Raw genomic sequence first — 25,524 nt, forward strand, 5'->3', positions numbered from 1 at the left:
CAACATAACCGCTGGCGAAAGGGTCAATAATGCGGCGGACGCTCGTCGCCGACGATGATCCCGCCCGTACCGCCCGCCTCGCGCTGGGCTTCGCGTTCCATCAGCATCTGAATGCGGTGCTGTGCGGTGGCCAATTCCACGTCCTGACGGGCAATCACATCGGACAATTCCTCGACCACTTTTGACAAGTGTGCGACGGCTTCTTCTAGCTGGGTGATGCGTTCCTGCGACATGTGGCCCTGATAGCCCCTTTGTGATCTATATCATAGCCCCAAAAATTGCTTGTGATGGAATGAACACGAGGAGGAGACTGATATGAAACATCTCACTTTGACGGCACTCATGGTCGTCCTATCCCTTGGGTTTGGAACCGCTGCTCAGGCCTATAGCGGCGAGCAATTTGTGGTCTGTGGCCTGAACCCCAATGGCGATAACTTTCTGGCGCTGCGCAGCTGTGGTTCAAGCAAATGCGCGATGCAGGACAAGCTTGGGCCGGGGACGTTCCTGGTCACAATGAACCCCACCGGCACCAAAGGCTGGCGCGAAGTGATTGTGCAACAGGATATTCAGGATTGGTCGTATGCGGGGCCATCCGGTTGGGTGTATGAAAAATACATCTGTTTGGTGGACCACACGAAGTGACGCAAAACGCTCCTCCGGGGGAACACGTCAGATCTGCCCGGATTTCCAAGGCTTTCCGCATCGTGTGCGGCACCGCTCCCTTGCCCTGACCGCCCCCATCGGCTAGACCGCCCGCGTACGCACATAACGGGATCACACCGATGGCCAAGCAAAAGAAACAGCCCCGCCCCAAGGCACAAACGCCCAAAGGGTTTCGCGATTATTTCGGCGCCGAGGTAAATCGTCGCAAAGAAATGCTGGATCAAATTGCTGGGGTCTATCATCGGTACGGATTTGACGCGCTGGAAAGCTCGGCTGTGGAAACGGTAGAGGCGCTGGGCAAGTTCCTGCCTGACGTGGATCGCCCGAACGAAGGCGTCTTTGCGTGGCAGGAATTTGACGAGAAAGACAATGGCGACTGGATGGCGCTGCGCTATGACCTGACCGCCCCTTTGGCGCGGGTCTATGCCCAGCACCGCAATGATCTGCCGACCCCTTATCGCCGCTATGCGATGGGGCCGGTGTGGCGCAATGAAAAACCCGGCCCGGGACGTTTTCGTCAGTTTTATCAATGTGATGCGGATACGGTTGGCACAGCGTCAATGGCCGCGGACGCCGAGATTTGCGCGATGCTCTCGGACACATTGGAAACCGTCGGCATTCCCCGCGGCGACTATCTGGTGCGCGTGAACAACCGCAAGGTTATGAACGGCGTTTTGGAAGTCATGGGCGTTGAAGAAGGCGCCACCCGCGACGCGGTTCTGCGCACCATCGACAAGTTCGACAAGGTCGGCGAAGCGGGCGTGCGCGAGCTTTTGGGCAAGGGCCGTTTGGACGCCTCTGGTGCTTATATCGACGGTGTTGGGCTGGAGGCTGATCGAGCCGAACCCGTGATCGCCTTCCTCACCTCAAAAGGTGACACCGCCGCCGACACCCTCGCCAATCTGCGCGCCGCCGTGGGCGACAGCGCCGTGGGGGCCGAGGGTGTGAACGAACTTGAGGAAATGGCAACATTGCTCGCGGCACAGGGGTACGGCCCGGACCGCATCGAGATTGACCCCTCTGTCGTGCGCGGCCTTGGCTATTACACCGGCCCGGTTTACGAGGCTGAACTGACCTTTGAAATCCTGGATGAGAAGGGCCGCAAACGCCAGTTCGGATCCGTGGCCGGCGGCGGGCGTTACGATGACCTTGTGAAACGCTTCACCGGCCAAGCGGTGCCCGCGACCGGCGTGTCGATCGGTGTGGATCGCCTGCTTGCCGCGCTCGAGGCCAAAGGCCGCGTCAGCAAGGTTGATGTTGGCCCCGTTGTGGTCACCGTGATGGATAAATCCCATCTTGCGGATTATCAGGCGATGGTCGGCGAATTGCGCCAAGCGGGCATCCGGGCCGAGGTTTATTTGGGCAACCCCAAGAACTTTGGCAACCAATTGAAATACGCCGACAAACGCAACTCTCCCATCGCGATCATCGCCGGGTCGGATGAGTTTGAGGCGGGCAAAATTCAGATCAAAGACCTGGTGCTGGGGGCAAAAATCGCTGAAAACGCCACGCTTGAGGAATGGAAATCCCGGCCGTCACAATTTGAATGTGATCGCGCAGATATGCTCGCCAAAGTACGTGAGATTTTGGACGCTGAGACCGGGGCAGAAAATGACGGATAAATCGCAAATCCGATCCGAGGCCACGCGCCTTTTGTCGTTCTTTCAAGACCAAGGCGCGCAGGTGGTCGAGGCCGATATCCTGCAGCCCGCCGGCACGCTTTTGGACCTTTACGGCGAAGACATCCGCGCGCGCGCTTATGTGACCCAAGACCCGGTGATGGGCGAGGCGATGTTGCGCCCGGATTTCACCGTGCCCGTGGTGCAAATGCACATGGCCGAAGGGGCTGAACCCGCCCGCTACGCCTATATGGGCGAGGTGTTTCGCGCCCAGGAAGAAGCCACCCACCGCGCCTCTGAACAGTTTCAGGTCGGTTACGAGGTCTTTGATCGTGACGCCCCAATTGAGGCGGACGCTGAGGTTTTTTCTTTGGTAAAAGAGGTGCTTGCGCCATTAAACCTGCGCGCCGCCACCGGCGATATGGGGCTTTTGCTGGCCGCTGTGCTGGGGCTGAAAACCACCGACCGGCGCAAAGCCGCCCTTGAGCGTCACATCTGGCGTCCCCGCCGGTTCCGCGCACTTTTAGATCGCTTCTCAGGGCGCGCTCCTTTGCCCGAAGGGCGCGAGGCATTGTTGGCGCAGGACAATCCTATGGACGAGACCGCACCGCACATCGGGTTGCGCAGCCCGGCCGAAATTGCCGCCCGAATTGACGCCCTGCGTGACGACGCCACCGCGGACCCAATCTCTAGCCAGGAAGTGACCCTGCTTGATGACCTCATGGCGCTGCGGGAAACCACCGAAAACGTGCTGGAGCATCTGCGCGATATCGCCGTTGATATGCCCGCCATCGCCCCCGCCGTGGACCGGATTGAGGCCCGTGCCGAGGCGTTGGCCCGCCGGGGTGTGGATGTCAGCCGTCTGGATTTCGAAGGCAGCTATGGGCGCACCTCGATGGAATATTACGATGGGTTTGTGTTTGGATTTTACGCCGAAACCCGCCCAGATTTGCCCCCCGTGGCAACCGGCGGGCGCTATGACGCGCTGACCCGTGTGCTTGGTCATCAAAATGGCGACCACCACGACATTCCAGCCATCGGCGGCGTGATCCGCCCCGAAATCACCCTGATGTTGGGAGCGGCGAAATGACGATCAAACTTGGTGTGCCCTCAAAAGGGCGGTTGATGGAAAAGACCTTTGACTGGTTTGGCGCGCGCGGGATTGAACTGACGCGCACGGGATCAGACCGCGAATATGCGGCGGCCGTAAAGGGCATCGACGGGGTTGAGTTGGTGTTGCTGTCTGCCGGTGAAATCCCACGCGAACTGGCCGCCGGGCGCATCCATTTGGGCGTGACAGGCACCGATCTGGTGCGTGAAAAGCTTGCCAGCTGGCAGGATAAAGTGATCGAACTGGCGCCGATGGGCTTTGGCCATGCGGATCTGATCATCGCCGTGCCGCGCGCTTGGGTGGATGTGAATACGCTGGATGACCTGGATGCTGTGGCCGCCGCCTTTCGCGCACAGCACGGTTTTCGTCTGCGCATCGCCACCAAATACCACCGGCTTATTCGCGATCACATGCGCGATCACGGTGTGGCGGATTATCAGCTTGTCGACAGTCAGGGTGCCACCGAAGGCACGGTGAAAAATGAAACGGCCGAAGCGATTGCCGATATCACTTCAACCGGGGAAACGCTGCGGGCGAACCATCTGAAAATCCTTGGCGGTGGACCTGTGCACAAAAGTCAGGCGACGCTGTTGAAATCCCGCAAAGCACAGTGGAGCGATGAAGATCGTGCGACTTTGGCCGCTTTGAAAACAAAACTCGGGTTGGGCGCCTAAGCCCAGCTTGCGAACCATGAACGCAACCAAAGCCTTTACAATTCCCGGCCAAGCCACGTCCTGAGCGGGTCAAATATCGCAACAGCATCCCTGTCTGTGCGGCGCAGCAGTTCCGCAACGGGTCCAGCGTAAACATCCAGGCCGTCGCTCTGCCTGTATCCTGAAAGCTCATGTGGATACGCGCCCTATAAGGGGTCTTATCTCCGGGGAACCGCAGATCACGGTGAAAACTAAAAATCGTTGTTCGAACCGGCCCGCCGTCTGTCTTGGTGAACATTGGCGCCATGACCTCTGCTCGCCCGTTACGGCCTCTTTCACATGGTGCAGATTGCGCGCCTTATTGGCCCTACACCACGGCCTTGGTTGTGCGCGCGAGGTCTTTTAGAAACGCGACACGGTCCCCTGAAATCATCTTGGCCTCCTGATTTTCCTCGCCAAAGCAAAAGGGCGCAGGAAAACCCCCACGCCCTTTTTTCTTGTTGAAAATATCCCACAGGGGTCTGGGGGTGTGAAACCCCCAGCCTGCCTTTACCGTGAACGCAAAAGCCCGGTGATGTCATAGGCTTGATCCAAAATCGGCTGTGCAATGGCATCGGCGCGATCCGCCCCTTCGCCCAGGATCCGGTCAATTTCTGCTTTGTCCCCCATCAGGCGGGCCATTTCAGTGGAAATTGGCGCAAGCTTCTCGACCGCCAAATCGGCGAGTGCAGGTTTGAACCGCCCCCATCCCGCGCCCGCATATTCCGCAATCACCGCCTCGGGTGTGGCCTCGGACAGGGCGGCGTAGATATCGACCAGATTGCGTGCCTCTGGGCGGCCCTTCAGCCCCTCCAGCGTATCGGGGAGCGCGTCCGGGTCGGTGCGCGCCTTTTTGAACTTTTTGGCGATCGTGTCCGCGTCATCGGTCATATTGATGCGCTCCATGTCACTTTCACCGGATTTCGACATCTTTTTCGACCCATCACGCAGGTTCATCACGCGCGTCGCAGGCCCGTCAATGATCGGCTCTGGCATCGGGAAAAACCCCTCGGCCTTAAAGTCGTGATTGAACTTGGCGGCGATATCGCGCGTCAGCTCTACATGTTGTTTCTGATCTTCACCAACCGGCACATGGGTGGCGTGATACAGCAGAATGTCGGCCGCCATCAGCGATGGATAGGCATACAGCCCCAAAGACACCTTCTCAGCGTTTTTGCCCGCTTTGTCTTTGAACTGGGTCATCCGGTTCATCCAACCCATGCGCGCGACACAATTAAACAACCAGCCCAGTTCGGCATGGGCCGACACCTGACTTTGGTTGAACAAAATGGATTGCGTGGGATCAATACCCGAGGCCAAAAAGCCTGCGGCCACTTCGCGGGTCGCATCCTTCAGCTCTTTTGGGTCTTGCCAGACGGTGATCGCATGCAGGTCAACGACGCAATAAATGGTCTCAAAGCCCTGTCCCTGCATGTCAACAAATCGCTTGATGGCGCCAAGGTAATTGCCCAGCGTCAGGCCGCCTGAGGGCTTGATGCCCGAAAAGACGCGCGGTGTATGTGTGGTCATGAGGATGTCCCGTTTGGATAGTATCTGGATTTTCCGTGCCCTACCGCTTACCCATGCAAGAAAGCCTCGTCAAGCAAGGCGCAATTTCTGGTGAAAGGTTAAGGTTATATGAGCATGTATTCCGACGAGGCCCCGGTAAACCCCTTGCCCCCCGTGGTGATTGCGCTTTGCGTGTTTCTGGTGGGGATCGAATTGGTGTTTCTGGCTGGTGAAAACGGGTTGATTGGTGGGGCAGACGCTGTGGGCTGGCGCATTTCGGCGATTGAGAACTGGGGTTTTCGCGAGCCACTTTTCAGCTGGATGGTGGAAAACGGCCAATTTCGCGTGCTGGATTTGGCCCGCATGGTGACATACCCGTTCCTGCACATCAGCTTTATGCATCTTCTCTTTGTGCTGGTGTTTTTGCTGGCGCTCGGCAAAATGGTTGGCGAAGTTTTTGGCCCGATTGCCTTTCTCACCGTCTATTTTGGCGCGGCCATCGCGGGCGCGCTGACCTATTGGTTGGTGTGGGACACGCCGATTGCGCTTTTTGGCGGCTACCCGGCGGTTTACGGTCTGATCGGCGCCTATACCTTCCTCATCTGGACCAGCTTGGCGCACACTGGCGGCAACCAACTTCAAGCCTTCCGCCTGATCGCGTTTCTGGCGGGCATCCAGCTGGCGTTTGGTCTGCTTTTTGGCGGGGGCATAGATTGGGTCGCCGAGGCCGGAGGTTTCGTCGCCGGATTTGGCCTGTCGTTTCTGGTCAGCCCCGGTGGGTGGGGGCGTGTTGTGGCGCGGTTGCGGCGGCGGTGAGGGTCGGAACTGTGGCATTACGTCATCAACGTGTTGCCCTGTCCAAAGGCACGTTTGAACCCATAAATGGGCATGGTGGAACCATAGGATGATGGCTTGGATGAGACGTACAGCCTTAATCATCTCACTGGGATTGTCGGCAATTCTCTGGCTTGCCTACTACACTCAGTATTTCAAATGGCGGCATTGCTTTAATGAATTGGGGCGATGCTTCGATGAGGAAACGGGTGTCACCTATTTGCAGCAATCAAACTTGTTCTGGCTGCCTCTGGCTGTGCTGTTCTCATGTATATCTGTCGTGCAGCTTTGGCGTTTTCTCCGCTGAAACAGAGCGGTTAGGGGAGAGAAGCCCATTTACGCAAGACGTCAACTTCCCCACATGATCGAAAGACCTGCAGCCGCAAAAAGGAGAAGTTGAATTATCCCTAAACGCCAGTGTTTTCTCCACATATCAAACCCCAGTGGATCTTCGAAATTCAGACGGCGTTTCCACGAGGCTCTATAATCTGGATTGCAAGCTGCGATGACGTTAACCACCAGGAGGCAAAAAAAGATGAAAGGCGTTGCACATCTGAAAAGGCATTCTCCATCTTCCCTCATCCCCCCCGACGCAGCGCCGCCTTCAACTCACCCAAGCGAAACGCGCCGAAAAGCTGACCGAACAGCGCGTAGGACAGCATGCCGCCGCCCACCAAGATCAAGAGCGCGATGAATTTCAGCCCGGCCATGCCAAACATCGGGCCGACCATAATCACGATGCCCCACAGCACAGCACCCATGGACCAGCTTGCGGCAACGATGCGCCAGAACCGGCGCCAGAAGCGCGCGTCAAACCGGGTTTCTTCGCCCATGCGCCACGCGCCGACCCAGGTCAGGATGACCATGCTCCACGCCGCAATCGAGGTGCCGATGGCGGCGGCGATATAGCCCAGATAGATGCTCAGCCCAATGGCAAGTGCCGCGTTCACCACCATGCCAAAGATCGCGAAATAAAACGGGGTCTTGGTGTTTTCGCGGGCGAAATAGACGGATGACAGCACTTTTTGCAGCACAAAGGCGGGCAGGCCCAATCCGTAGATTGCGGTCGCCAAAGCGGTGCGCGCGGTGTCGTCGGCTGAGAAGGCCCCGCGTTGAAACAGCACCTCGATCAGCGGTGTGGGCACCATGATCAGGGCCACGGCGGCGGGCAGGGTCAGGGCCAAAGACAATTCGCCAGCCCTTGAAAACGCCTCGCGTCCACCCTCGGCATCGCCTGCGCGCAGACGGCGGGCCAGTTCAGGCAAAAGCACGATGCCCATGGCAATGCCAACCACGCCCAAAGGCAGTTGATACAGGCGATCGGCGTAATAAAGCCACGCATTTGCGCCCTCAAAATAGCTCGCGACCTGACGCCCGACCACAAGGTTGATCTGTGTCACCCCTCCGGCCATCGCGGCGGGGGCGGCGATGATGGCCAAGCGTTTGAGTTCCGGTGTCATATGCGGCATGCGCGGGATCAAACGGTAGCCTGCACGCGCGGCAGCGACCCAGACCAGCGCAAATTGCGCAACCCCCGCCACCGGAACCGTCCACGCCAGCGCGTCGCCAATCGGCCAGCCCATCGACCACGCCACAGCCATCGCCGTGATAAAGATGATGTTGAGCAACACCGGGGCGGCCGCCGCAGCCACAAAGCGCCCGGTGGCATTCAGCACCCCAGACATCAGCGCCGCCATCGAGATGAACAGGATATAAGGAAACGCCACGCGGCCGAAATAAACGGTCATCGCAAAACGCTCATCCTGTGCAAAGCCGGACGCCAGCGCATAGACCAGTGCGGGCATGAAAATTTGTGCAATTACGGTGAAAATCAGCAGGATAAACATCAGCCCCGATAGGGCATCACGGGCAAATTCCAAGGCCCCCGCAGGCCCCGTTTCTCCACCTTCATGTTTCTTGGCAAACATCGGCACAAAGGCGACATTCAGCGTGCCCTCGGCGAAAAAGCGGCGAAACATATTGGGCAGGGAAAAGGCCATCAGAAACGCCTCTGCCACCGCAGACGACCCCAAAAACGCACCAATCAGGATGTCGCGCACAAAGCCCAGAATGCGGCTGGCCATGGTCCAACCCCCAACGGTCATAAAGCCGCGTGCCAGTTTAGATGCCATTATGCTTTTGCCCTTTTCGCGCCTTGTTCAATGGCGTCGCGGAGTTTGCGCTCCAGCGTGTTTTGCTTGGATTGGGCGTGGAATTTCAGCCCAAACATGTCTTTCACGTAAAACGTATCTACCACCTGCTCGCCAAAGGTCGCGATCACCGCCGAGGCGATGTAAACATTGGCGTCGGCCAGGGTGCGCGTGAGGTCATACAAAAGGCCGGGACGGTCGCGGGTGTCGACCTCGATGATCGTGTAAATCTCCGACCCTTCGTTGTCCAATGTGATGGTGGTGGGCACCTTAAAGGCACGTTCGCGTTTCTTGATTTTGTCGCGGTTCGCCATCGCTTCGCGCGCCACAACCTCGCCCTTCAGGATCTTGTGGATCATCTGGGTCAGGCGCTTTTGTTTGCTGGCGTCATAGGGGTTGCCATCGGCGTCTTGCACCCAGAAACAGGCCGTCGCATAGCCGTCTTTTGACGTATAGGTGCGGGCATCCACAATGTTGGCCCCCACCAGCGTCAACGCGCCCGCAAGACGCGAAAAGATACCCGGATGATCGGCCATCACCACATAGGCGCGGGTCACATCGCGGTCTTCGTCGCGCACAAGTTCAATGCGTACTTCGTCGTCTTCAATACCATGTAGCAAATGGGCAAATGTCATATGCGCGCTGACGTGAAGCCCTTGCCAATAAGCGTCATAATGGCGTTTGGTTTCCGCCTTCAACGCCTTTGCAGACCAATCCGGAAGCGCCCCGCGCAGGGCTTTTTTCGCCTCGGCCCCACGGTACTCACGGTTAAGCTCTTCTGTCCCGTTTTCCAGCACCCTTGCGGTTTGGTTGTAAAGCGTGCGGATCAGGGTGGCTTTCCAATTGTTCCATGTGTCCGGGCCAACGCCGCGAATGTCACAGACCGTCAGAACCGTCAGCAAATCAAGCCGCCGTTGCGAGCGCACAGCCTTGGCAAAATCCCGCACCGTGCGCGGGTCGGCAATGTCGCGTTTCTGCGCCATATCCGACATCAAAAGATGATAACGCACCAGCCATTCTACGGTTTCGCATTCCTTGCTCGTTAGCCCAAGGCGGGGGGCCACTTTGCGGGCAATTTGCGCCCCCAGAATGGAATGATCCTGCGGGCGGCCTTTGCCAATATCATGCAACAGCATCGCCACCATCAACGTCTTGCGGTTGATGCCTTTGTCGAGGATTTCTGAACTTATCGGCAGCTCTACATCCAGTTCGTGGCGTTCAATCTGGGTGAAATTTGAAATCACCTGAATGGTGTGCTCATCGACCGTATAGGCGTGATACATATTGAACTGCATCATCGCCACAATCGGTTCAAATTCAGGGATGAACGCGGCCAAGACGCCAAGTTCATTCATGCGTCTAAGCGCGCGTTCCGGGTTGCCGTGTTTCAGCAAAAGCCCAAGGAAAATCCGTGTCGCTTCTTTGTCGCGCCGCATCGCATCATCAATCAGATGCAGGTTGGCCGAAACCAGCCGCATCGCGTCGGGATGGATCAACATACCCGTGCGCAACCCCTCTTCAAAAACACGCAGAAGATTCAGCTTGTCGGCAAGGAATTTGCCCTCATTGGCGATGGTCAGGCGGCCATGTTTGATGGCAAATCCGGGTTTGACCTTTTTGCGCCGCTTAAACAGCCGGAACAGGGCCGGTTCTTGTTTCAGGTGCTGGGCCTCAAGGGCGGTCAAAAAAATCCGGGTCAGTTCACCCACTTGGGTGGCGTGACGGAAATAGGCCTGCATGAAATGCTCAACCCCGCGCCGGCCGCCTTTGTCGACAAACCCCAGCCGGTCCGCAACCTCGACCTGTAGGTCAAAGGTCAGCTGCTCTGTAGGGCGATTGGTGATCAGGTGCATTTGACAGCGCACCGCCCACAGAAATTCTTCGGCGCGACGGAATGTGTCGAATTCGTCTTTTGTGAAAAGATCCAGCCGGGCCAGATCAGCGGTGCGCAACACCCAATGTTGATATTTTGCCACCCAAAACAGGGTTTGAAGATCGCGCAGCCCGCCCTTGCCCTCTTTCACATTGGGTTCCACCATGTAACGCTGACCGCCTTGTTTTTTATGGCGCGCGTCCCGTTCAGCCAGCTTGGCCTCAATGAATTCGGGCAGGGTGGATTTGAAAAGATCGTGCCACATCCGGTCCACAAGTTCTTCCGCCAGCGCTTCGTCGCCACAAACGGCGCGCTGCTCCAAAAGGGCGGTGCGGATGGTGAAGTCCTCGCGACCCAAGCGCAGGCAATCGTCAATTGTGCGGGCGGAATGGCCCACCTTCAGGCGCAGATCCCACAGCATATAAAGCATGCTTTCGATCACGCTTTCGGCCCAGGGGGTGACTTTGTAAGGCGTCAGAAACAGCAGATCCACGTCAGATTGCGGCGCCATTTCCGCGCGCCCATACCCGCCCACGGCACAGACCGCGATACGCTCGGCTGTGGTGGGGTTGTTGATCGGGTGCAGGATTTTCGTGGCCAGCTGATAGACGGTTTGCACGATGCCGTCGGTTAAATACGCATAGGCCGCAGTGGCGCGGTAGGCGGCAAGCGGTGTTTGGGACAGCGCATCCGCAATGGCCGTACGCCCGGCTTTCATCGCCACGCGCAGGGTCGCAACACAGGCTTTACGCCGCGCCGCATCGTCTTTGGCATCCTCAAGCAAGGGCGCCAGATCAGACCAAACGGCAGCCGCATCAAAGATCGCGGCTGCCGGGCAGATTAAACCATCTACCGGTTCTGGAAATTGAGGGTGCGGATCAGAAGCCAGCACCTGAGAAGCTTCTTGGGGCAGGGTCGATGACAAGGACTTGACCATTCTGAATTTGGGCAACCGCAAGGCCGCGTTCGTTTGTACCATCGCCGCGCAGGCGGAAGATGCCGTTGACGCCCGCAAAACCCTGCGCGCCGGTCAGCGCGTTTGTGCTCAGGGCGTTGCCCGATTTCGCAAGGGCCCCAATCGCGGCAATCCCATCATAGGCAAGACCGGCAATCGGGTGGGGCGGGGCGCCGTAACGGGCCTCATACCGGCTACGGAATTGCGCACTCAGCGCAGGGTCCGGAATGGCGAACCAACCGTTTTGCAAGCCGGGCAGTGACACGGCGTTTGCGGGGATGTCCCAACGCTGTAAGCCGATGAATTGTGTGGTCGCCGGGTCAACGCCGTTTTCAGGCAAAAGACCGGCCAGGAACGGCAAGGCGCCAGAGGTGCCCGAGGTCAGGAACACCGATTGCGCACCAGAGCTTTTGACCTGACCGCTGATCGCCGGGATTGCGTTCACAATGCCGTTTTGCGACAATTCAAACCCGCTGACGCCCGCCAATGTGGCACCCGAGCTTGCGATGGCTTTCTGAATTGCGTCCCGACCCGCAGTTTCCGATCCGTCGTTGCCATGAACAACCATGATCCGGCCTTTGCCTTGGCTCTTGGCATAGCGCACCAGCCGTTTGGCGGTGTTTTCAAAGGTGTTGCCCAGCACAAAGACGTTGCCGCCCGCGATGGTGGTGTTGTTTGAAAAGCTCAGCACATTCACGTTGCGGCTTGCCACCGCAAGCCCGGCCGCATTTGCGTTTTTCGCAAACACCGGCCCAAGAATGATTTTCGCCCCGCCCTGTACCGCCTCAACCGCCATACGAGCGGCTTGGTTTGGGTCGCCCGCGGTGTTGTAAACCTTCAGGTCGATCTTCACGTCAGACAGTTCCGACATGGCCAACCGTGCGGCATTTTCCAGCGATGTCGCCAAAAGCGCGTCAGTGGCAGAGCCTGACCCACCGGGCACCAAAAGCGCCACGGGAATCGGTTTGCCCGGCTTAATGTTTTGCCCAACCGAAGAGGTTTGCGGGTTACAAGCTGATAGAAAAATTAAAGATGCAATTGAAAACACGGCGACCGCTGTCTTGCGGGCGCCCTGGAAAACGGCGAACATGAACCATCCCCTCTCGGATAAAAGGGTGGTAAACCCACCCGACGCAGACTGCGCTATAATAATCAACCACATGAATAGGTCTAGTGTGAAACCCGAAAACTCTCCCCTAGACGCCGGGCTTTATCTGGTGGCGACACCGATTGGCAACGCGCGAGACATTACGCTTAGGGCGTTGGATATTCTTGCATCAGCGGATGTGATTGCGGCTGAAGACACAAGAACCGCCCGGAAACTCATGGATATTCACGGGGTGCCAGTGGCGGGGCGCAAGATGATCGCCTATCACGATCACTCGGGGCAAAATGGCCGTGATGGGATCTGTAAATTGATCGCGGATGGGCGGTCCGTTGCTTACGTGAGCGAGGCGGGAACCCCTTTGGTAGCTGATCCGGGCTATGCTTTGGCGCGCGATGTCTCGGCCATGGGCGAGGTTGTGACCGCCGCCCCCGGCGCCTCTGCAGTGCTGACCGCGCTGAGCCTGTCCTCATTGCCATCCGACCGGTTTATGTTTGCCGGTTTTGCCCCGCCGGGCAAAGGACAGCGTAAAACGTGGCTCGAGGGGATTTTAGCCGTTGATGCAACGCTTGTGCTTTACGAAAGCCCGAAACGCATTAACCGGCTGTTAGCTGAGATATGTTCCCTTAACGCTGGAACACGCCCTGCAGCAATTTGCCGAGAACTGACCAAACGATTCGAAGAAGTCATGCGCGGATCTGTTCAAGAGCTGGCCCAACAGCTGGACGAGCGCAGTGTGAAGGGCGAAATTGTATTGGTGATTGGCTATCAGGCGACCGAAATATCTGAGGACACGATGGACGACGCACTTAGAAAAGCGATGTTGGACATGTCCAAAAAAGATGCGGTGGCTTTTGTGGCTGAAGCTTTGGGTCTGCCGCGCCGAAAGGTGTATCAGGCGGCCTTGGAATTGGAGAAAGACCCATGACGGGACTGACGTCTTACCTTGCAGGCCTTGCGGCGGAAGAGTCTGTTGAGGCAGAGTATCACCGCAATGGGCATGACATTGCCGCGCGCAGGTGGCGTGGCAGCCGGGGTGAGATTGATATCGTTGCCAAAGATGGCGATGGCTTCATTTTTGTTGAGGTCAAGAAATCCCGCAGCTTTGCACGCGCCGCCGAACGGGTGTCACGCCGACAGATGCATCGAATTTTTGGGGCCGCCAGTGAATTTATGGCCAAACAACCCAAGGGTCTTTTGACCCCCGCCCGGTTTGATGTCGCGCTTGTGAACGCCTTGGGAGAACGAAAAATCATCAAGAACGCCTTCGCCCACTGTTAGCCCCATTGCGCTTGGCCCCATCGTGTTCCATGTAAGTAGAAAGGAACAGGAGCCTGCGTAGGAGCGTGCCATGTCGTTGAAAGTCGCCTTTCAAATGGACCCCATCGAACGGGTCGATATTGATGCTGACAGTAGCTTTCGCATTGCGGAAGAAGCCCAGAAACGTGGGCATGAGCTGTTTGTCTATACGCCCGATCATCTGAGTTTTCGCGAGGGCAAAGTGATGGCGCGCGGCAATCGCGTCACCCTGCGTCGGGAATATGGCAATCACGTCACGATGGGCGAGATCGAAGATATCGACTTGGCCGATTGGGATGTTGTCTGGCTGCGCCAGGATCCTCCGTTTGATATGGGCTACATCACCTCGACCCATCTGTTGGACATGGTTCACCCGGACACACTTGTCGTGAATGATCCGTTTTGGGTGCGCAATTACCCTGAAAAACTGCTGGTTCTTAAGTTTGCCGATCTCACGCCTCCAACCATGATTGCCCGTGATTATGAGACGTTAAAAAGCTTCAAAGACACCCACGGTGACATCATTCTGAAACCGCTGTATGGCAATGGCGGTGCTGGTGTGTTCCGGTTGGATGAAGGGGATCGCAACCTTGCTTCGCTGCATGAGCTGTTTGTGGGCATCAACAACGAGCCTCTTATTGCGCAAAAATTCCTGCCGGATGTCTCAAACGGCGACAAGCGGATCATTTTGGTCGATGGCGAACCTGTGGGCGCAATCAACCGTGTGCCCGCCGCCGGTGAAACCCGTTCCAACATGCATGTGGGCGGGCGCCCCGAAAAAATTGGCCTGACCGAACGCGACCTGGAAATCTGCGCCGCAATTGGTCCGCTTTTGCGCGAAAAAGGTCAGATTTTTGTAGGGATCGATGTGATTGGCGATTACCTCACCGAGATTAACGTGACCTCGCCCACCGGCATTCAGGAACTCGAACGCTTTGATGGCACCAACACCGCCGAAAAGATTTGGGAAGCGATTGAGCGCCGGGTCGGGTAACACGTCATGAGCCGTCAATTAAAATGGTTAAACCGCTTGTCTCGCCTTGCGGTGAAACCATTTTTGCGGCGCATGTCAGGACCAAAATGGGCGCGCATCCAGCTCGACTGGGGCGCGCGTCTTTTGTTTCATCCGCCGCCACAAACCGTGGCTGTGTGGAAAGAAACAGGTGGGGTGCCATGCCTGTTTGTCACCAATCGCGCAAAAACACATTCCCCGCGTCCGGGGGCTGTGATGCTTTACATTCATGGCGGTGGGTATGTGGCCGGATCGCCCAAAACGCACAAGCATTTGCTTGCGCGATTGGCGCGGTTGACCCAGCTTGAGGTTTGCGCACCCGACTATCGCAAAGCCCCAGAGCACCCTTTTCCCGCCGCCTTTGAGGATACGCTTGCCGCCTATAAAGGGCTTTTTGTGCATGGGTATCGGCCCGAAAATATCGTGATTGGCGGGGACAGCGCAGGTGGTGGGTTGGCGCTGGCCTTGCTTGCGCATCTCAATACGCAGGGCGTTGTGCCCAAAGCGGTTTTCGCATTTTCACCGTTTACAGATGCAACATTTTCGGGCGCTTCTCTGGTGCGAAATACGGATCTTGACCCAATGCTTCCACCAGAGCGGCAAGACTTGATCACCGATTGGTATCTGGCCGGAAATCCCCCCGCTGACCCCAGAGTTTCGCCGATCTTCGCGCCATGGACATCCCCCTTGCCACCGGTGTTTTTGCAGGCGTCTGAGCATGAGATTTTGACCGACGACAGCGTGCGTATGGCCGAGGTGCTGCGCGCCGCAGGGGGTCACGTCACGCTCGATATTTGGCCGGATGTGCCGCATGTTTGGGTCTTTTTCACGCGGGTCTTACCCGAGGCAAAAGAGGCGCTTGGGCGGGTGGCGAAATTTGTGAACGATCAATTTGTTGAGCCGATCGACAAACGATAACTCGCCGCCTCCGCCACATGGTGGCGGGCGACGTTTTCAGCCCCTTCAAGGTCCGCAATTGTCCGCGCCACGCGCAAAATGCGGTGGTATCCCCGCGCGGACAGGCCAAATTGATCGGCGGCTTTCACCAAAAGCGCGCGGCCTTGGTCGTCTGGGGTGGCCACCTCGGTGAGCAAATCGCCTTCGATATCCGCATTCACCCGGACATTCTCAATGTCTTGGTACCGCTCTGTTTGGCGCGTGCGGGCTTGGGCCACACGGGCGGCAACCTCGGCTGATCCTTCGCTGTCGGGGGGGAGATCCAGATCGCGCATTTCCACGCGCGGGACGTCCACACGCAAATCAAAGCGGTCTAAAAGCGGGCCGGACAAGCGACCTAGATAGCTGTCGCCACATCCCGGCGCGCGCGGGCAGGCCAAATTGGCATCGCCAAGATGCCCACATTTACAAGGGTTTGCGGCGGCGATCAGCAGGAATTTACAGGGATAACTGACATGGGCATTGGCGCGCGCCACCATCACTTCGCCGGTTTCAATCGGTTGGCGCAGGGTTTCCAGCGTTTGGCGATTAAATTCCGGCAGCTCATCCATAAAGAGCACGCCGTTATGGGCAAGGCTCACCTCGCCGGGGCGGGCGTTGCGGCCCCCGCCGACGATGGCGGCCATGGATGCGGTGTGATGCGGTTCACGAAACGGGCGGGTGCGGGAAATGCCGCCTTCTTGCAACACGCCCGCCAGCGATTGCACCATTGAGGTTTCCAACGCTTCGGTGGGGCTAAGCGGCGGCAGGATCGATGGCAGACGAGCGGCCAACATCGATTTCCCCGACCCCGGACTGCCAATCATCAACATGTGATGGCGCCCTGCTGCGGCGATTTCCAAGGCCCGTTTGGCGCGCGCCTGTCCGCGCACATCGCGCAGATCTTTGGCAAATCCCGGCGCGTTGATGGTGCCGGGATCGGCGGGGGGCAGCGGCGATTGGCCAGTGAAATGTTGGATCACAGCAGAAAGCGTGGCGGGGGCCAAAACGCGGGCGGCTTCGACCCAAGCGGCCTCGGGACCACAGGCGCGCGGGCAAATCAGGGCGCGGTCATCATCCGCGGCGGCGATGGCGGCGGGGAGTGCGCCAATGACCGGCAAAAGGGTCCCATCAAGGGAGAGTTCGCCCAAGGAAATCGCCCCGGCCACCTCGTCTTTTGGCAGGATGTCGATGGCCGCCAAAAGTGCGAGTGCGATGGGCAGGTCGAAATGAGAGCCCACTTTGGGCAGGTCAGCGGGCGACAGATTGATGGTGACTTTTTGGGCAGGCAAGGCGATGGACAGGGCCGCGAGGGCGGCGCGCACACGCTCTTTGGCCTCAGAGACGGCCTTGTCGGGCAGGCCAACGATGGAAAAGCCGGGCAGACCGGGGGTCAGCGCGCATTGCACCTCAACGGGCCGGGCGCGGATGCCTTCGAAGGCGACGGTATAGGCGTGGGCCACCATGATCTTCTCCAACCCGATTGGACCCCAACTGGGTCGAAAGGAGGTTAGGGTAATCTTGGTGAAGAAATGGTTAACGCACGATAATGTGGCGAGAGAGACCCGTGAGAGAGCGTGGTGGAGGGGGTGAAAAGGGCGTTGCCCTCTTGGCCCCGGCGGTGCCGGGACCAATTCACCCAGGATATTTTTGGCAAGAAAAAAGCAGGATCAATTGGTTGAGGCGGTGACCATTTTCATAAACGCGGGCCAGGCTTCGGGGTCATTCACGGTTTTGTCGCGGCAGGTTGGGTTGCAAAAGCCCCAGATCTTGCCGTCCATCGCCAGATAATCGGTGACGGGGTCGCCGGAATAGGGGCAGGTGTGGTTGACCGAGGGGCCTTGCGCGGGGTGCGCCGCGCGGGGTGTTGGGCCGGGCCATGGGCCAAGCGGGCGGCCTTCGATGTAAGGCACGGGATCATAGGTGATCGTCAGCCCAAGGGCACGCCAGCGGCGAAAGGCGGGGTCATTCAGCTGCGTGTCGATATAGGCCTGAGTGGTGTCATTCACGTCCAGCCCAAAACCTGCAAGCCGGGCGGCAATCGGCGCGTAAAACACATCGGCAAGCGAGTAGGTGCCAAAGAGCCACGGGCCGTCTGTGCCGTGTTCAGCGCGTGCGCGTGCCCACAGGTCTTCGATCCGGGCCACGTCGGCGAGTACTGCGTCTGAGGGGGTGAAATCCTGAACCACGCCCAAAAGCTGCATCGGGCAATCCCCGCGTAACGCGTTGAAACCAGAGTGCATTTCGGAGGTCATCCAGCGCGCCATCGCGCGTGCGGCGGGGTCTGTGGGCCAGAGGTCCGCCTCTGGGTGGCGTTCGGCCAAAGTCTCGCCCATCGCCAAACTGTCCCCCACGACCACCCCGTCTGGGGTGCGCATCACGGGCACCAAACGTGCCGGGGCCAGCGGGGCCAAATCCTGTGCCATAGTGCCGGAATACAGGCCCACAAGGGTGGTGTTCACTGGGATGTCAAAGTTTACAAACATCAGCCAGCCCCGCAAGGACCAGCTCGAGAATGTGCGATCGCCGATATATAGGTCATAAGTCATAGGGGCATGTTACGGCGCAATTCGGGTCACGCAAATGTTGATTTGTGACGGGGGCCATTATGGCTGGTGATTGATGCAATGGGCCTGCCACGCCCCGTTCCAATCCAGCCGGGTCACGGAGTAATTGTCGATTTTATGCCCAAGCGCTTGATAGGGCGTCATCGGGGCTGCGCGCGCAATTTGGGTGAGGATCACGCCGAAATGCGCCACCACGATGATGTCTTTATATAGCCCATTCAGGCGATCTACGACGCTTGAGACGCGGGTGGACAGTTGGTTCCAGCTTTCGCCCTCGGGGGCGATATGATCGCCCGGCTCCTCCCAAAACTGGCGGGACAATTCCGGGTCGCGGTCCGAAATTTTGCTCCAATGCATGCCGTCCCACGCGCCGAAGTTAAATTCGCGCAGTTGCGGATCATGGGGCAGGCGGGGGCGGCTGTCTTGGATCGCGGTGGCCGTGTCGACGGCGCGGATGAGGTCGGATGAAATCACCACGGCGTCTTTGGGCAAATACGCAGACAAGCGCTTGATTTGCGCCGTGTCGGACAGGTCCGCCGGCAGATCGCGCCAGCCCACCATGTTTTTGGCATGCGTCGGCCCGTGGCGCACCCACCACCAGCGGGTTGTCATATCACGCCCGCAGGCAGCGTGCCTTTTAGCGCCAAAGGCAGTCCCGCCATCACCGTGACCACAAGATCTGCGCGCTGGGCGAGGCGTTGGTTCAGCTCGCCCTGGGCCTGACGGAACCTTCGCGCGAGTTTGTTTTCCGGCACAATGCCCGCGCCGACTTCGTTTGTGACGATCACCACGGGCGCAGCACAGGTGGCGAGGGCCAAAAACAGCGCAGCTTCTGCCGGGGGGAGATCCGCCTCTGCCAGCAATTGATTGGTCAGCCACATGGTCGCACAGTCAAACAGCACCACCTCATCCGGGTTCGCCTCCGCCAAAGCAGGGGCCACATCCATCGGTGCCTCGATCGTACGCCACCCCGCGCCGCGCCTGTCTTGGTGTGTGGCGATCTTTGCGTGCATTTCGCCGTCAAAAGCCTGCGCGGTGGCGATATAGACCATTGGGCGCGAGGCTGCTGCGACAAGATGCTCGGCGTAAGTGGACTTGCCCGAGGCCGCAGCGCCCAATACCAAGGTAAGAGAGGGGAGTGTGATCATCATGCCCCCCAATAGCATCCGTCCGCGCGTGGGGCCAGCCAAGTTGCGACCTGATGTGCGTTTGATACGGCCCGGATATGAGGCGAATTATGCGGTTACTCTTCTCTTTTATCTGTTTGTCTGTCCCCTTGGCTTTGTCTGGGATGGCGATGGCAAATGACCTGCCGGATGCTGCGTTGGCTGCGGATGTTGTTGTGCTGGGCGAGGTGCATGACAACCCGGTGCATCACAGCAATCAGGCGGAGTGGGTGACGGCCCTGACCCCCACCGCCATTGTCGCCGAAATGCTGACGCCTGATCAGGCCGCAGACTTGCAGGCGGATCCAGAAGGCTACCGCGCCACATGGGACGCGTCTGGTTGGCCGGAGTATGACATGTATCTGCCTGTGTTCACCGCCACAGACGCCCCGATCTATGGCGCTGCCGTGCCGCGCGATGTGGCGCGGGTGGTCTATTCCGAAGGGGTGGCGGCGCATTTTGACGGGGACGCGGGGGCCTATGGCCTTGTGGATCCGCTGCCGGGGGATCAAAATGCCGTCCGGTTGGATTTACAGTTTGCCGCCCATTGTGATGCCATGCCGCGCGCCGCTTTGGGCGGTATGATTGAGGTGCAACGCCTGCGCGATGCGACCCTTGCCAAAGCCGCGATCCAAGCGTCTGATGACACCGGCGAAGACAGTGCCGGCCCGGTGGTGGTGATCACCGGAAATGGCCACGCGCGCAAGGATTGGGGGGTGCCGAGTTACATCGCCAGAGTGCGGCCTGATCTGACGGTCTTTAGCATTGGTCAAGGCGAGGATGGCGGCACGCCGGATGGCGGTTTTGACCTTGTGGTGGATGCCCCCGCGGTGGGGCGCCCCGACCCCTGTTTGGAATTTGGCAAACCCTCAGAGTAGCTCGCAAGCATTGCACCCCTGCGCGGGACCGGGTAACTCTTTGACAAGATTGAAAGCCCGAAAGGTGATGCAATGCTGGCTGGCAAACATATCCTTCTGATCATTGGCGGCGGCATCGCTGCGTTTAAATCGCTGGATTTGATCCGGCGGTTGCGAGAGCGCGGCGCGGAGGTCACGCCGGTGATCACCCGCGCGGGGCAGGAGTTTGTGACGCCCTTAAGTGCCTCGGGGCTGGCCGCGCGCAAGGTCTATACCGAGCTTTTCGACCTCACCGAAGAGGCGGAAATGGGCCATATTGAGCTGAGCCGCTCTGCCGATTTGGTTGTGGTCGCGCCCGCGACCGCGGATCTTTTGGGCAAAATGGCGGGGGGGCTGGCAAATGACCTTGCCTCAACCCTTTTGATGGCCACCGACAAACGCGTTTTGGTGGCGCCCGCAATGAATGTGCGCATGTGGGAGCACCCTGCATGCCAGCGCAATGTGGCCACCCTAAAAGACGACGGTGTGCTGTTTGTGGGCCCAAATGAGGGCGCGATGGCCTGTGGTGAATTTGGCCCCGGCCGCATGTCTGAACCGCTCGAGATTGTCGCAGGAATTGAGGCCGCCCTTGCGGATGGCCCCTTAAAGGGCAAGCATATCTTGGTCACTTCCGGCCCGACGCATGAACCCATTGATCCGGTGCGTTACATCGCCAACCGATCGTCGGGCGCGCAAGGCACGGCGATTGCGTCCGCCTTGGCGGGGCTTGGCGCGGATGTGACATTTGTCACCGGGCCTGCTGACGTCGCACCTCCGTCCGGCGTGAATGTGATCCCGGTGCAATCGGCGCAAGACATGCTGGCGGCGGTGAACGCCGCTTTGCCAGCGGATGGCGCCGTGTTCGCCGCCGCCGTGGCCGATTGGCGCGTGGCGTCAGCGTCCGACAGCAAGATCAAGAAAGACACCAAAGGCAGCTTGCCGGTGTTGGAGTTTGCCGAGAACCCCGACATCCTGAAAACCGTCAGCCAGATGGGCAAAACGCGCCCCAAGCTGGTGGTTGGGTTTGCCGCGGAAACCGATGATGTGATCGCCAATGCCACCGCCAAACGGGCGCGCAAGGGGTGTGACTGGATCATCGCCAATGACGTCAGCCCGGAAACCGGCATCATGGGCGGGTCGGAAAACGCGGTGACGTTGATTTCAGACGCAGGCGCTGAAGACTGGCCGCGGATGAGCAAAGACCAAGTGGCACGTCAGTTGGCATTGCGCATTTCGGACGCGTTGAGCTAGATCTTTTGCCTCCGGCGGAGGTATTTTGAGCAAGAAAAAGAGGGCGCGGGAATGGATCATCCGGTGATCAAAGTAATGTTGGAAGATTGGGCGGACCGTGCCTTGGCGCTTCCCTCATATGAAACCTCTGGGGCGGCGGGGGCGGATGTGCGGGCAAACCTGCGCCCGGAAGATCGCGAAGAAGGGTTGGTTTTGGCCCCCATGGCGCGGAGGATTGTGCCGACCGGGCTGCGGGTTGAGATCCCTGAGGGGTATGAGATGCAAATTCGCCCTCGGTCCGGGCTGGCGATCAAACATGGGATTTCCCTGCCCAATACGCCCGGCACCATTGACAGTGATTATCGCGGCCCGCTTGGGGTGATCTTGATCAATTACGGCGATGTGCCGTTTGTGATAGCCCATGGTGACCGCATTGCGCAGGCCGTGATTGCCCCTGTTGTGCAGGGGCAATATGAGGTGGTGGACGCGCTGTCTGACACCTCGCGCGGTGCCGGTGGATATGGCTCTACGGGGCGTAAATGAGCGCGCAAATGAGGGTGCGAATATGAGCTGGGTTTTTCTATGTGCGGCCCTTATTTGGTTGGGCGGGGCCTATGTGGGGCTGTCTGTGGCGCGGCGCTGGGTTTTGACGGCGTTTTTGGGCGCGGTTGTCTTGCTGACCCATGCGATTTTCCCGGCGGATAGCCCGTTGATCATGGCGCTGGGCGGTAGCTTTACCGGCTGGGCTGTGGTCTTTGGCCTTGTTGCGCTTGCGGGGGGTTACAGCCGCGCGGTGGGGTGGATCAAAGCGCGCGCCCCCAAAGCGCCTGTGGCCGAGCAAGACGGGCCATTTTCTGACACGGAAATCGACCGTTACGCGCGCCATATTGTGCTGCGCGAAATTGGCGGGCCGGGACAGGTTGCGCTGAAGAACGCGCGGGTTTTGGTGGTTGGGGCCGGGGGGCTTGGATCACCTGCCTTGATGTATCTGGCGGCGGCCGGCGTGGGCACCATTGGGGTTGTGGATGATGATGAGGTTGATAATTCCAACCTGCAACGCCAAGTGATCCACCGCGATGCTGACATCGGCATGCCAAAGGTCTTTTCAGCCGAGGCGTTTATGCGCGCGCAAAACCCGGCGATCACCGTGCTGCCTTATCACCGTCGCCTGACCGATGAGATCGCGGAAGAGCTGATCGCTGATTTTGATCTGGTTCTGGAAGGCACGGATAATTTTGAAACCCGCTATTTGGTCAACCGCGTGGCGGCCAAGCTGGGCAAACCGGTGATTGGCGGTGCGCTCAGCCAGTGGGAGGGGCAGATTTCAACCTTTGACCCCGCCCATGGCGCGCCCTGTTACCAATGCCTGTTTCCCGAAGCCCCGGCGGCAGGCCTTGCGCCCAATTGTTCAGAAGCCGGCGTGGTTGGGCCTTTGCCCGGCGTGATCGGGTCGATGATGGCGCTTGAGGCGATCAAAGAGTTGACCGGCGCGGGCGAAGGGTTGCGCGGCCGCATGATGATCTATGACGCGATGTACGGCGAGACCCGCATCATCCGCCTGTCAAAACGCGACGGCTGTGAAACCTGTGGGTGAGATCGAATTGGTCCCATTGTCGGTCGATGACGCCCCGGCGCTTTTTGCCTTTGAGGTGAAAAATCGCGCGTGGTTTGAAGGGTGGGTTGGCCCGCGCCCTGACAGCTATTGGGAACTTTCATCATTAGAGAAGATCGTTCAAAATCAGGTAGATGCGGGTGAATGGATGTATCTTGTCAAGTCTGACGGGCGTATTTTGGGGCGCCTCAACCTGACCGATGAAGGCAACGGCGTGGCCCAGTTGGGATACCGGATTGGGCAAGATCATGTGGGGCGCGGGGTGGCCAGCAAAGCGGTGATCCAGATGGTTGGGAAAGCGCCCAGCCTGGGTCTTTGGGCGCTAGAGGCGCGCGTGCTTGCGGGCAACGATGCCTCATACCGGGTGCTGGAAAAGACCAGATTTCGCATCACGGATGAACGCACTTTAGACGGGCGCGCACTTATGATTTTTCGCCGTGATTTAGATATGTGATGTCCTTGGAAAACGGATGCTCTAACACAAAACAACCGGATGTTTTTTAACCGCGGCGCGGCTTTACCACAGCTTGCGCTTGCAAATTGGGCGGGCTTGGCCCAGTCTCACCCAGTCTTTTTCTGAAATGAAATTCGGGGGTCTTCATGAAATTCGTAACACTTGCTGCTTCTGCCATTTTGGCTGTGTTCTCAACCACGGCGCTTGCCAGCGACCTGCCGGATCTGGGTGGGAAATCGGTGGTTGTTGTCACTGAAAACGCCTATCCGCCGCTGCAATTCATTGACCCCGCCACCGGAAACGCCATTGGCTGGGAATATGACGCGATGGCCGAGATCGCCAAACGCATCAACATTGCCGTGGACTATGAAAACATCAGCTGGGACGCGATGATCCCGGCGGTCTCTGAGGCGCAGTTCGACATGGGCATGACCGGCATCACCATTCGCGAAGATCGCGCGGAAAAGGTCGATTTCTCGGCCCCTTATCTGCGGTCCGAAATGATGATGATCGTGCGCGCCGATGAGGCCCGGTTTATGGATGCCAAAGGCTTTGCCGCCGACAAGGATCTGTTGATGGCCGCCCAACCCGGCACCACCCCGTTTTACGTGGGTGTGTATGAGGTGCTGGACGGCGATGAAGCCAACCCGCGCATCAAACTGTTTGAAACCTTCGGCGCCACCGTTCAGGCGCTGCGCACGGGTGACGTTGATCTGGTGCTGTCCGACAGCACCGCGGCAAATGGTTATGTCGAGGCGTCAAATGGCGGTCTGAAAATCATCGGTGATCCCATGGGGTCCGAGGATTTCGGCTTTATCTTCCCCAAAGGGTCCGAGCTTGTGGCGCCCATGAATGCCGCGATCGCCTCGATGCGCGAAGATGGGACCCTGGAGGCGCTGAATACAAAGTGGTTCTTAGAGTATAAAATCGGTCAATAAAGACGGCCACAAAACAGGGCGGGGGCTTCGGTCCCCGTTTTTTTGCGTATGATGCCCAGCCCCAAACAAGACGAAGATTTCCCCTGGTGGCTGGTGGCGGCCGTTGGGCTGGCTGGCCTGTTTTTCTATCGGATCTACGTTGATGACATTTATATGCAGGTGTTTCGCACGCTGGGCAAAGGGGTGGGGATCACCATTTTTGTCACGCTGATCGGCTTTACATCGGCCTGTGTGATCGGCTTGGCGCTGGCCACGGCCACCCTGTCGCGGTTCAAAATCCTGCGCCAATGCGCGCGATTTTACATCGAGATTATTCGTGGCATCCCGATCATTGTTTTGCTGCTCTATGTGGCCTTTGTCTTTGCGCCTGCGCTGGTTGCCGGTTGGAATTGGCTGAGCGATCTTGTTGGGCTGGACCCGATCCGCACCCGTGATTTCTCGCTTTTGTGGCGGGCGGTTCTGGCGCTGACCATCGGCTATTCCGCCTTCATCGCCGAGGTGTTTCGTGCGGGTCTTCAGGCTGTGGATGAAGGCCAGATTGAGGCGGCAAAGGCGCTGGGTCTTAACGGTTGGCAACGGTTTCGCCTGATCGTCTGGCCGCAAGCCTTCCGCATGATCCTGCCGCCTTTGGGCAATGATTTTGTGGCGATGGTCAAAGACAGCTCGCTGGTATCGGTGCTGGGCGTGGCGGATATCACCCAGCTGGGGAAGGTCACGGCGGCGGGCAATTTTCGGTATTTTGAGACCTATAATGTGGTGGCGTTTGTTTACCTTTTGATGACGGTTACCCTGTCATTGGGCCTGCGCCGATTAGAACGTCATTTGCGCCAAAAGGGGGCTGAGGACGCCTAAGGTGGTGTTCGCGGTTTCGCTCTGTAAAAGGGGCTCTGCCCCTCGGCTTGC

25 protein-coding genes and 1 pseudogene are annotated in these 25,524 nt (G+C 58.5%); 16 read left to right on the forward strand and 10 right to left on the reverse strand.

All coding sequences use genetic code 11. The features are described 5' to 3' along the window. Nucleotides 1–23 precede the first annotated feature (23 nt). Nucleotides 24–233: a SlyX family protein gene (locus KKW20_RS01020; protein ID WP_246534375.1), complete on the reverse strand. Its 210-nt coding sequence runs from the start codon at nucleotides 231–233 to the stop codon at nucleotides 24–26. An 82-nt stretch (nucleotides 234–315) separates the two neighbouring features. Here KKW20_RS01020 and KKW20_RS01025 point away from each other — a divergent pair, with 82 nt between their 5' ends. The 4 genes from KKW20_RS01025 (at nucleotide 316) to hisG (ending at nucleotide 4,067) form a co-directional block, all read left to right on the forward strand. Further along, nucleotides 316–642: a hypothetical protein gene (locus tag KKW20_RS01025; protein WP_214565338.1), complete on the forward strand. Its 327-nt coding sequence runs from the start codon at nucleotides 316–318 to the stop codon at nucleotides 640–642. Between the two features lie 140 nt (nucleotides 643–782). After that, nucleotides 783–2,285, forward strand: a complete 1,503-nt coding sequence (hisS, locus tag KKW20_RS01030) for a histidine--tRNA ligase (protein ID WP_214565340.1) — start codon at nucleotides 783–785, stop codon at nucleotides 2,283–2,285. Then, a complete protein-coding gene (locus KKW20_RS01035; RefSeq protein ID WP_214565342.1) occupies nucleotides 2,275–3,372 on the forward strand; it encodes an ATP phosphoribosyltransferase regulatory subunit in 1,098 nt (365 codons plus the stop codon). The genes hisS and KKW20_RS01035 overlap by 11 nt, the downstream gene beginning before the upstream one ends. Then, nucleotides 3,369–4,067 carry an ATP phosphoribosyltransferase gene (gene hisG, locus KKW20_RS01040; RefSeq protein ID WP_214565344.1) on the forward strand — a complete coding sequence of 233 codons (699 nt, stop codon included), beginning with the start codon at nucleotides 3,369–3,371 and terminating at the stop codon, nucleotides 4,065–4,067. The genes KKW20_RS01035 and hisG overlap by 4 nt, the downstream gene beginning before the upstream one ends. Nucleotides 4,068–4,221: 154 nt before the next feature. On the opposite strand, the pseudogene KKW20_RS16685 reads toward hisG, so the two are convergent. Next, nucleotides 4,222–4,353 (reverse strand): annotated as a pseudogene (locus tag KKW20_RS16685) (DUF2461 family protein); the annotation flags it as partial. Nucleotides 4,354–4,595: 242 nt separating this feature from the next. Further along, nucleotides 4,596–5,615 (reverse strand): tryptophan--tRNA ligase, encoded by a 1,020-nt coding sequence (trpS, locus tag KKW20_RS01045; RefSeq protein WP_214565346.1) that lies wholly within the window; start codon nucleotides 5,613–5,615, stop codon nucleotides 4,596–4,598. A 108-nt stretch (nucleotides 5,616–5,723) separates the two neighbouring features. Between trpS and KKW20_RS01050 the strand changes: the two genes are divergently transcribed. Further along, nucleotides 5,724–6,410 (forward strand): rhomboid family intramembrane serine protease, encoded by a 687-nt coding sequence (locus KKW20_RS01050; protein WP_214565348.1) that lies wholly within the window; start codon nucleotides 5,724–5,726, stop codon nucleotides 6,408–6,410. A gap of 596 nt (nucleotides 6,411–7,006) precedes the next feature. Here KKW20_RS01050 and murJ read toward each other — a convergent pair. From murJ to KKW20_RS01065, 3 genes are read right to left on the reverse strand one after another with little or no spacing between them, the layout of a single operon-like run. After that, nucleotides 7,007–8,560 (reverse strand): murein biosynthesis integral membrane protein MurJ, encoded by a 1,554-nt coding sequence (murJ, locus tag KKW20_RS01055; protein ID WP_246534376.1) that lies wholly within the window; start codon nucleotides 8,558–8,560, stop codon nucleotides 7,007–7,009. After that, nucleotides 8,560–11,388 carry a [protein-PII] uridylyltransferase gene (locus KKW20_RS01060; protein WP_214566019.1) on the reverse strand — a complete coding sequence of 943 codons (2,829 nt, stop codon included), beginning with the start codon at nucleotides 11,386–11,388 and terminating at the stop codon, nucleotides 8,560–8,562. The genes murJ and KKW20_RS01060 overlap by 1 nt, the downstream gene beginning before the upstream one ends. Further along, complete coding sequence (locus KKW20_RS01065; RefSeq protein WP_214565350.1) at nucleotides 11,330–12,496, reverse strand: penicillin-binding protein activator; 1,167 nt, start codon at nucleotides 12,494–12,496, stop codon at nucleotides 11,330–11,332. The genes KKW20_RS01060 and KKW20_RS01065 overlap by 59 nt, the downstream gene beginning before the upstream one ends. 70 nt (nucleotides 12,497–12,566) lie before the next feature. Here KKW20_RS01065 and rsmI point away from each other — a divergent pair, with 70 nt between their 5' ends. From rsmI to KKW20_RS01085, 4 genes are all read left to right on the forward strand, one after another. Next, entirely contained in the window at nucleotides 12,567–13,439 is an 873-nt protein-coding gene (gene rsmI / locus KKW20_RS01070) for a 16S rRNA (cytidine(1402)-2'-O)-methyltransferase (protein ID WP_246534378.1), read from the forward strand. Then, entirely contained in the window at nucleotides 13,436–13,792 is a 357-nt protein-coding gene (locus KKW20_RS01075) for a YraN family protein (protein WP_214565352.1), read from the forward strand. The genes rsmI and KKW20_RS01075 overlap by 4 nt, the downstream gene beginning before the upstream one ends. 70 nt (nucleotides 13,793–13,862) lie before the next feature. Further along, nucleotides 13,863–14,804, forward strand: a complete 942-nt coding sequence (gene gshB, locus KKW20_RS01080; RefSeq protein WP_214565353.1) for a glutathione synthase — start codon at nucleotides 13,863–13,865, stop codon at nucleotides 14,802–14,804. 6 nt (nucleotides 14,805–14,810) lie between these two features. Further along, nucleotides 14,811–15,740, forward strand: a complete 930-nt coding sequence (locus KKW20_RS01085; RefSeq protein WP_214565354.1) for an alpha/beta hydrolase — start codon at nucleotides 14,811–14,813, stop codon at nucleotides 15,738–15,740. Here KKW20_RS01085 and KKW20_RS01090 read toward each other — a convergent pair. The 4 genes from KKW20_RS01090 to cobU form a co-directional block, all read right to left on the reverse strand. Further along, a complete protein-coding gene (locus tag KKW20_RS01090; protein WP_214565355.1) occupies nucleotides 15,710–17,224 on the reverse strand; it encodes a YifB family Mg chelatase-like AAA ATPase in 1,515 nt (504 codons plus the stop codon). The two genes, KKW20_RS01085 and KKW20_RS01090, sit on opposite strands and share 31 nt — an antisense overlap. Before the next feature lie 204 nt (nucleotides 17,225–17,428). After that, on the reverse strand, nucleotides 17,429–18,307 hold the full coding sequence (locus KKW20_RS01095) for a glutathione S-transferase (protein ID WP_214565357.1): 879 nt from the start codon (nucleotides 18,305–18,307) through the stop codon (nucleotides 17,429–17,431). Nucleotides 18,308–18,364: 57 nt separating this feature from the next. After that, nucleotides 18,365–18,937: a histidine phosphatase family protein gene (locus KKW20_RS01100; RefSeq protein WP_214565359.1), complete on the reverse strand. Its 573-nt coding sequence runs from the start codon at nucleotides 18,935–18,937 to the stop codon at nucleotides 18,365–18,367. Beyond that, the gene (cobU, locus tag KKW20_RS01105) at nucleotides 18,934–19,473 is read right to left on the reverse strand and encodes a bifunctional adenosylcobinamide kinase/adenosylcobinamide-phosphate guanylyltransferase (protein WP_425514250.1); all 540 of its coding nucleotides are present in this window, start codon (nucleotides 19,471–19,473) and stop codon (nucleotides 18,934–18,936) included. The genes KKW20_RS01100 and cobU overlap by 4 nt, the downstream gene beginning before the upstream one ends. Nucleotides 19,474–19,562: 89 nt before the next feature. On the opposite strand from cobU, the gene KKW20_RS01110 reads away from it, so the two are divergent. The 7 genes from KKW20_RS01110 to KKW20_RS01140 all read left to right on the forward strand — a co-directional run bounded on the left by KKW20_RS01110 (nucleotide 19,563) and on the right by KKW20_RS01140 (nucleotide 25,473). After that, nucleotides 19,563–20,369, forward strand: coding sequence for a ChaN family lipoprotein (locus KKW20_RS01110; protein WP_246534379.1), 807 nt, complete (start codon nucleotides 19,563–19,565; stop codon nucleotides 20,367–20,369). 72 nt (nucleotides 20,370–20,441) lie between these two features. Further along, nucleotides 20,442–21,638, forward strand: a complete 1,197-nt coding sequence (gene coaBC, locus KKW20_RS01115) for a bifunctional phosphopantothenoylcysteine decarboxylase/phosphopantothenate--cysteine ligase CoaBC (protein WP_214565366.1) — start codon at nucleotides 20,442–20,444, stop codon at nucleotides 21,636–21,638. Nucleotides 21,639–21,689: 51 nt separating this feature from the next. Next, nucleotides 21,690–22,160 (forward strand): dUTP diphosphatase, encoded by a 471-nt coding sequence (gene dut / locus KKW20_RS01120; protein ID WP_214565368.1) that lies wholly within the window; start codon nucleotides 21,690–21,692, stop codon nucleotides 22,158–22,160. A 22-nt stretch (nucleotides 22,161–22,182) separates the two neighbouring features. Next, nucleotides 22,183–23,211, forward strand: a complete 1,029-nt coding sequence (locus KKW20_RS01125) for a HesA/MoeB/ThiF family protein (protein WP_214565370.1) — start codon at nucleotides 22,183–22,185, stop codon at nucleotides 23,209–23,211. Then, nucleotides 23,195–23,683, forward strand: coding sequence for a GNAT family N-acetyltransferase (locus KKW20_RS01130; protein ID WP_214565372.1), 489 nt, complete (start codon nucleotides 23,195–23,197; stop codon nucleotides 23,681–23,683). The genes KKW20_RS01125 and KKW20_RS01130 overlap by 17 nt, the downstream gene beginning before the upstream one ends. 146 nt (nucleotides 23,684–23,829) lie before the next feature. Further along, a complete protein-coding gene (locus KKW20_RS01135) occupies nucleotides 23,830–24,621 on the forward strand; it encodes a transporter substrate-binding domain-containing protein (protein ID WP_214565373.1) in 792 nt (263 codons plus the stop codon). Between the two features lie 51 nt (nucleotides 24,622–24,672). Next, nucleotides 24,673–25,473: an amino acid ABC transporter permease gene (locus KKW20_RS01140; protein WP_214565374.1), complete on the forward strand. Its 801-nt coding sequence runs from the start codon at nucleotides 24,673–24,675 to the stop codon at nucleotides 25,471–25,473. Nucleotides 25,474–25,524 lie beyond the last annotated feature (51 nt).

The organism is Aliiroseovarius lamellibrachiae, from assembly GCF_018599245.1.
In the GTDB taxonomy this organism is placed as follows: Bacteria; Pseudomonadota; Alphaproteobacteria; order Rhodobacterales; family Rhodobacteraceae; genus Aliiroseovarius; species Aliiroseovarius lamellibrachiae.

Excerpts from the sequence above, each read along its gene's own strand:
- KKW20_RS01020 (WP_246534375.1), bottom strand. The coding sequence starts at position 233 with ATGTCGCAGGAACGCATCACCCAGCTAGAAGAAGCCGTCGCACACTTG.
- KKW20_RS01025 (WP_214565338.1), top strand. The coding sequence starts at position 316 with ATGAAACATCTCACTTTGACGGCACTCATGGTCGTCCTATCCCTTGGG.
- hisS (WP_214565340.1), top strand. The coding sequence starts at position 783 with ATGGCCAAGCAAAAGAAACAGCCCCGCCCCAAGGCACAAACGCCCAAA.
- KKW20_RS01035 (WP_214565342.1), top strand. The coding sequence starts at position 2,275 with ATGACGGATAAATCGCAAATCCGATCCGAGGCCACGCGCCTTTTGTCG.
- hisG (WP_214565344.1), top strand. The coding sequence starts at position 3,369 with ATGACGATCAAACTTGGTGTGCCCTCAAAAGGGCGGTTGATGGAAAAG.
- trpS (WP_214565346.1), bottom strand. The coding sequence starts at position 5,615 with ATGACCACACATACACCGCGCGTCTTTTCGGGCATCAAGCCCTCAGGC.
- KKW20_RS01050 (WP_214565348.1), top strand. The coding sequence starts at position 5,724 with ATGAGCATGTATTCCGACGAGGCCCCGGTAAACCCCTTGCCCCCCGTG.
- murJ (WP_246534376.1), bottom strand. The coding sequence starts at position 8,560 with ATGGCATCTAAACTGGCACGCGGCTTTATGACCGTTGGGGGTTGGACC.
- KKW20_RS01060 (WP_214566019.1), bottom strand. The coding sequence starts at position 11,388 with ATGGTCAAGTCCTTGTCATCGACCCTGCCCCAAGAAGCTTCTCAGGTG.
- KKW20_RS01065 (WP_214565350.1), bottom strand. The coding sequence starts at position 12,496 with ATGTTCGCCGTTTTCCAGGGCGCCCGCAAGACAGCGGTCGCCGTGTTT.
- rsmI (WP_246534378.1), top strand. The coding sequence starts at position 12,567 with ATGAATAGGTCTAGTGTGAAACCCGAAAACTCTCCCCTAGACGCCGGG.
- KKW20_RS01075 (WP_214565352.1), top strand. The coding sequence starts at position 13,436 with ATGACGGGACTGACGTCTTACCTTGCAGGCCTTGCGGCGGAAGAGTCT.
- gshB (WP_214565353.1), top strand. The coding sequence starts at position 13,863 with ATGTCGTTGAAAGTCGCCTTTCAAATGGACCCCATCGAACGGGTCGAT.
- KKW20_RS01085 (WP_214565354.1), top strand. The coding sequence starts at position 14,811 with ATGAGCCGTCAATTAAAATGGTTAAACCGCTTGTCTCGCCTTGCGGTG.
- KKW20_RS01090 (WP_214565355.1), bottom strand. The coding sequence starts at position 17,224 with ATGGTGGCCCACGCCTATACCGTCGCCTTCGAAGGCATCCGCGCCCGG.
- KKW20_RS01095 (WP_214565357.1), bottom strand. The coding sequence starts at position 18,307 with ATGACTTATGACCTATATATCGGCGATCGCACATTCTCGAGCTGGTCC.
- KKW20_RS01100 (WP_214565359.1), bottom strand. The coding sequence starts at position 18,937 with ATGACAACCCGCTGGTGGTGGGTGCGCCACGGGCCGACGCATGCCAAA.
- cobU (WP_425514250.1), bottom strand. The coding sequence starts at position 19,473 with ATGATCACACTCCCCTCTCTTACCTTGGTATTGGGCGCTGCGGCCTCG.
- KKW20_RS01110 (WP_246534379.1), top strand. The coding sequence starts at position 19,563 with ATGCGGTTACTCTTCTCTTTTATCTGTTTGTCTGTCCCCTTGGCTTTG.
- coaBC (WP_214565366.1), top strand. The coding sequence starts at position 20,442 with ATGCTGGCTGGCAAACATATCCTTCTGATCATTGGCGGCGGCATCGCT.
- dut (WP_214565368.1), top strand. The coding sequence starts at position 21,690 with ATGGATCATCCGGTGATCAAAGTAATGTTGGAAGATTGGGCGGACCGT.
- KKW20_RS01125 (WP_214565370.1), top strand. The coding sequence starts at position 22,183 with ATGAGCTGGGTTTTTCTATGTGCGGCCCTTATTTGGTTGGGCGGGGCC.
- KKW20_RS01135 (WP_214565373.1), top strand. The coding sequence starts at position 23,830 with ATGAAATTCGTAACACTTGCTGCTTCTGCCATTTTGGCTGTGTTCTCA.
- KKW20_RS01140 (WP_214565374.1), top strand. The coding sequence starts at position 24,673 with ATGCCCAGCCCCAAACAAGACGAAGATTTCCCCTGGTGGCTGGTGGCG.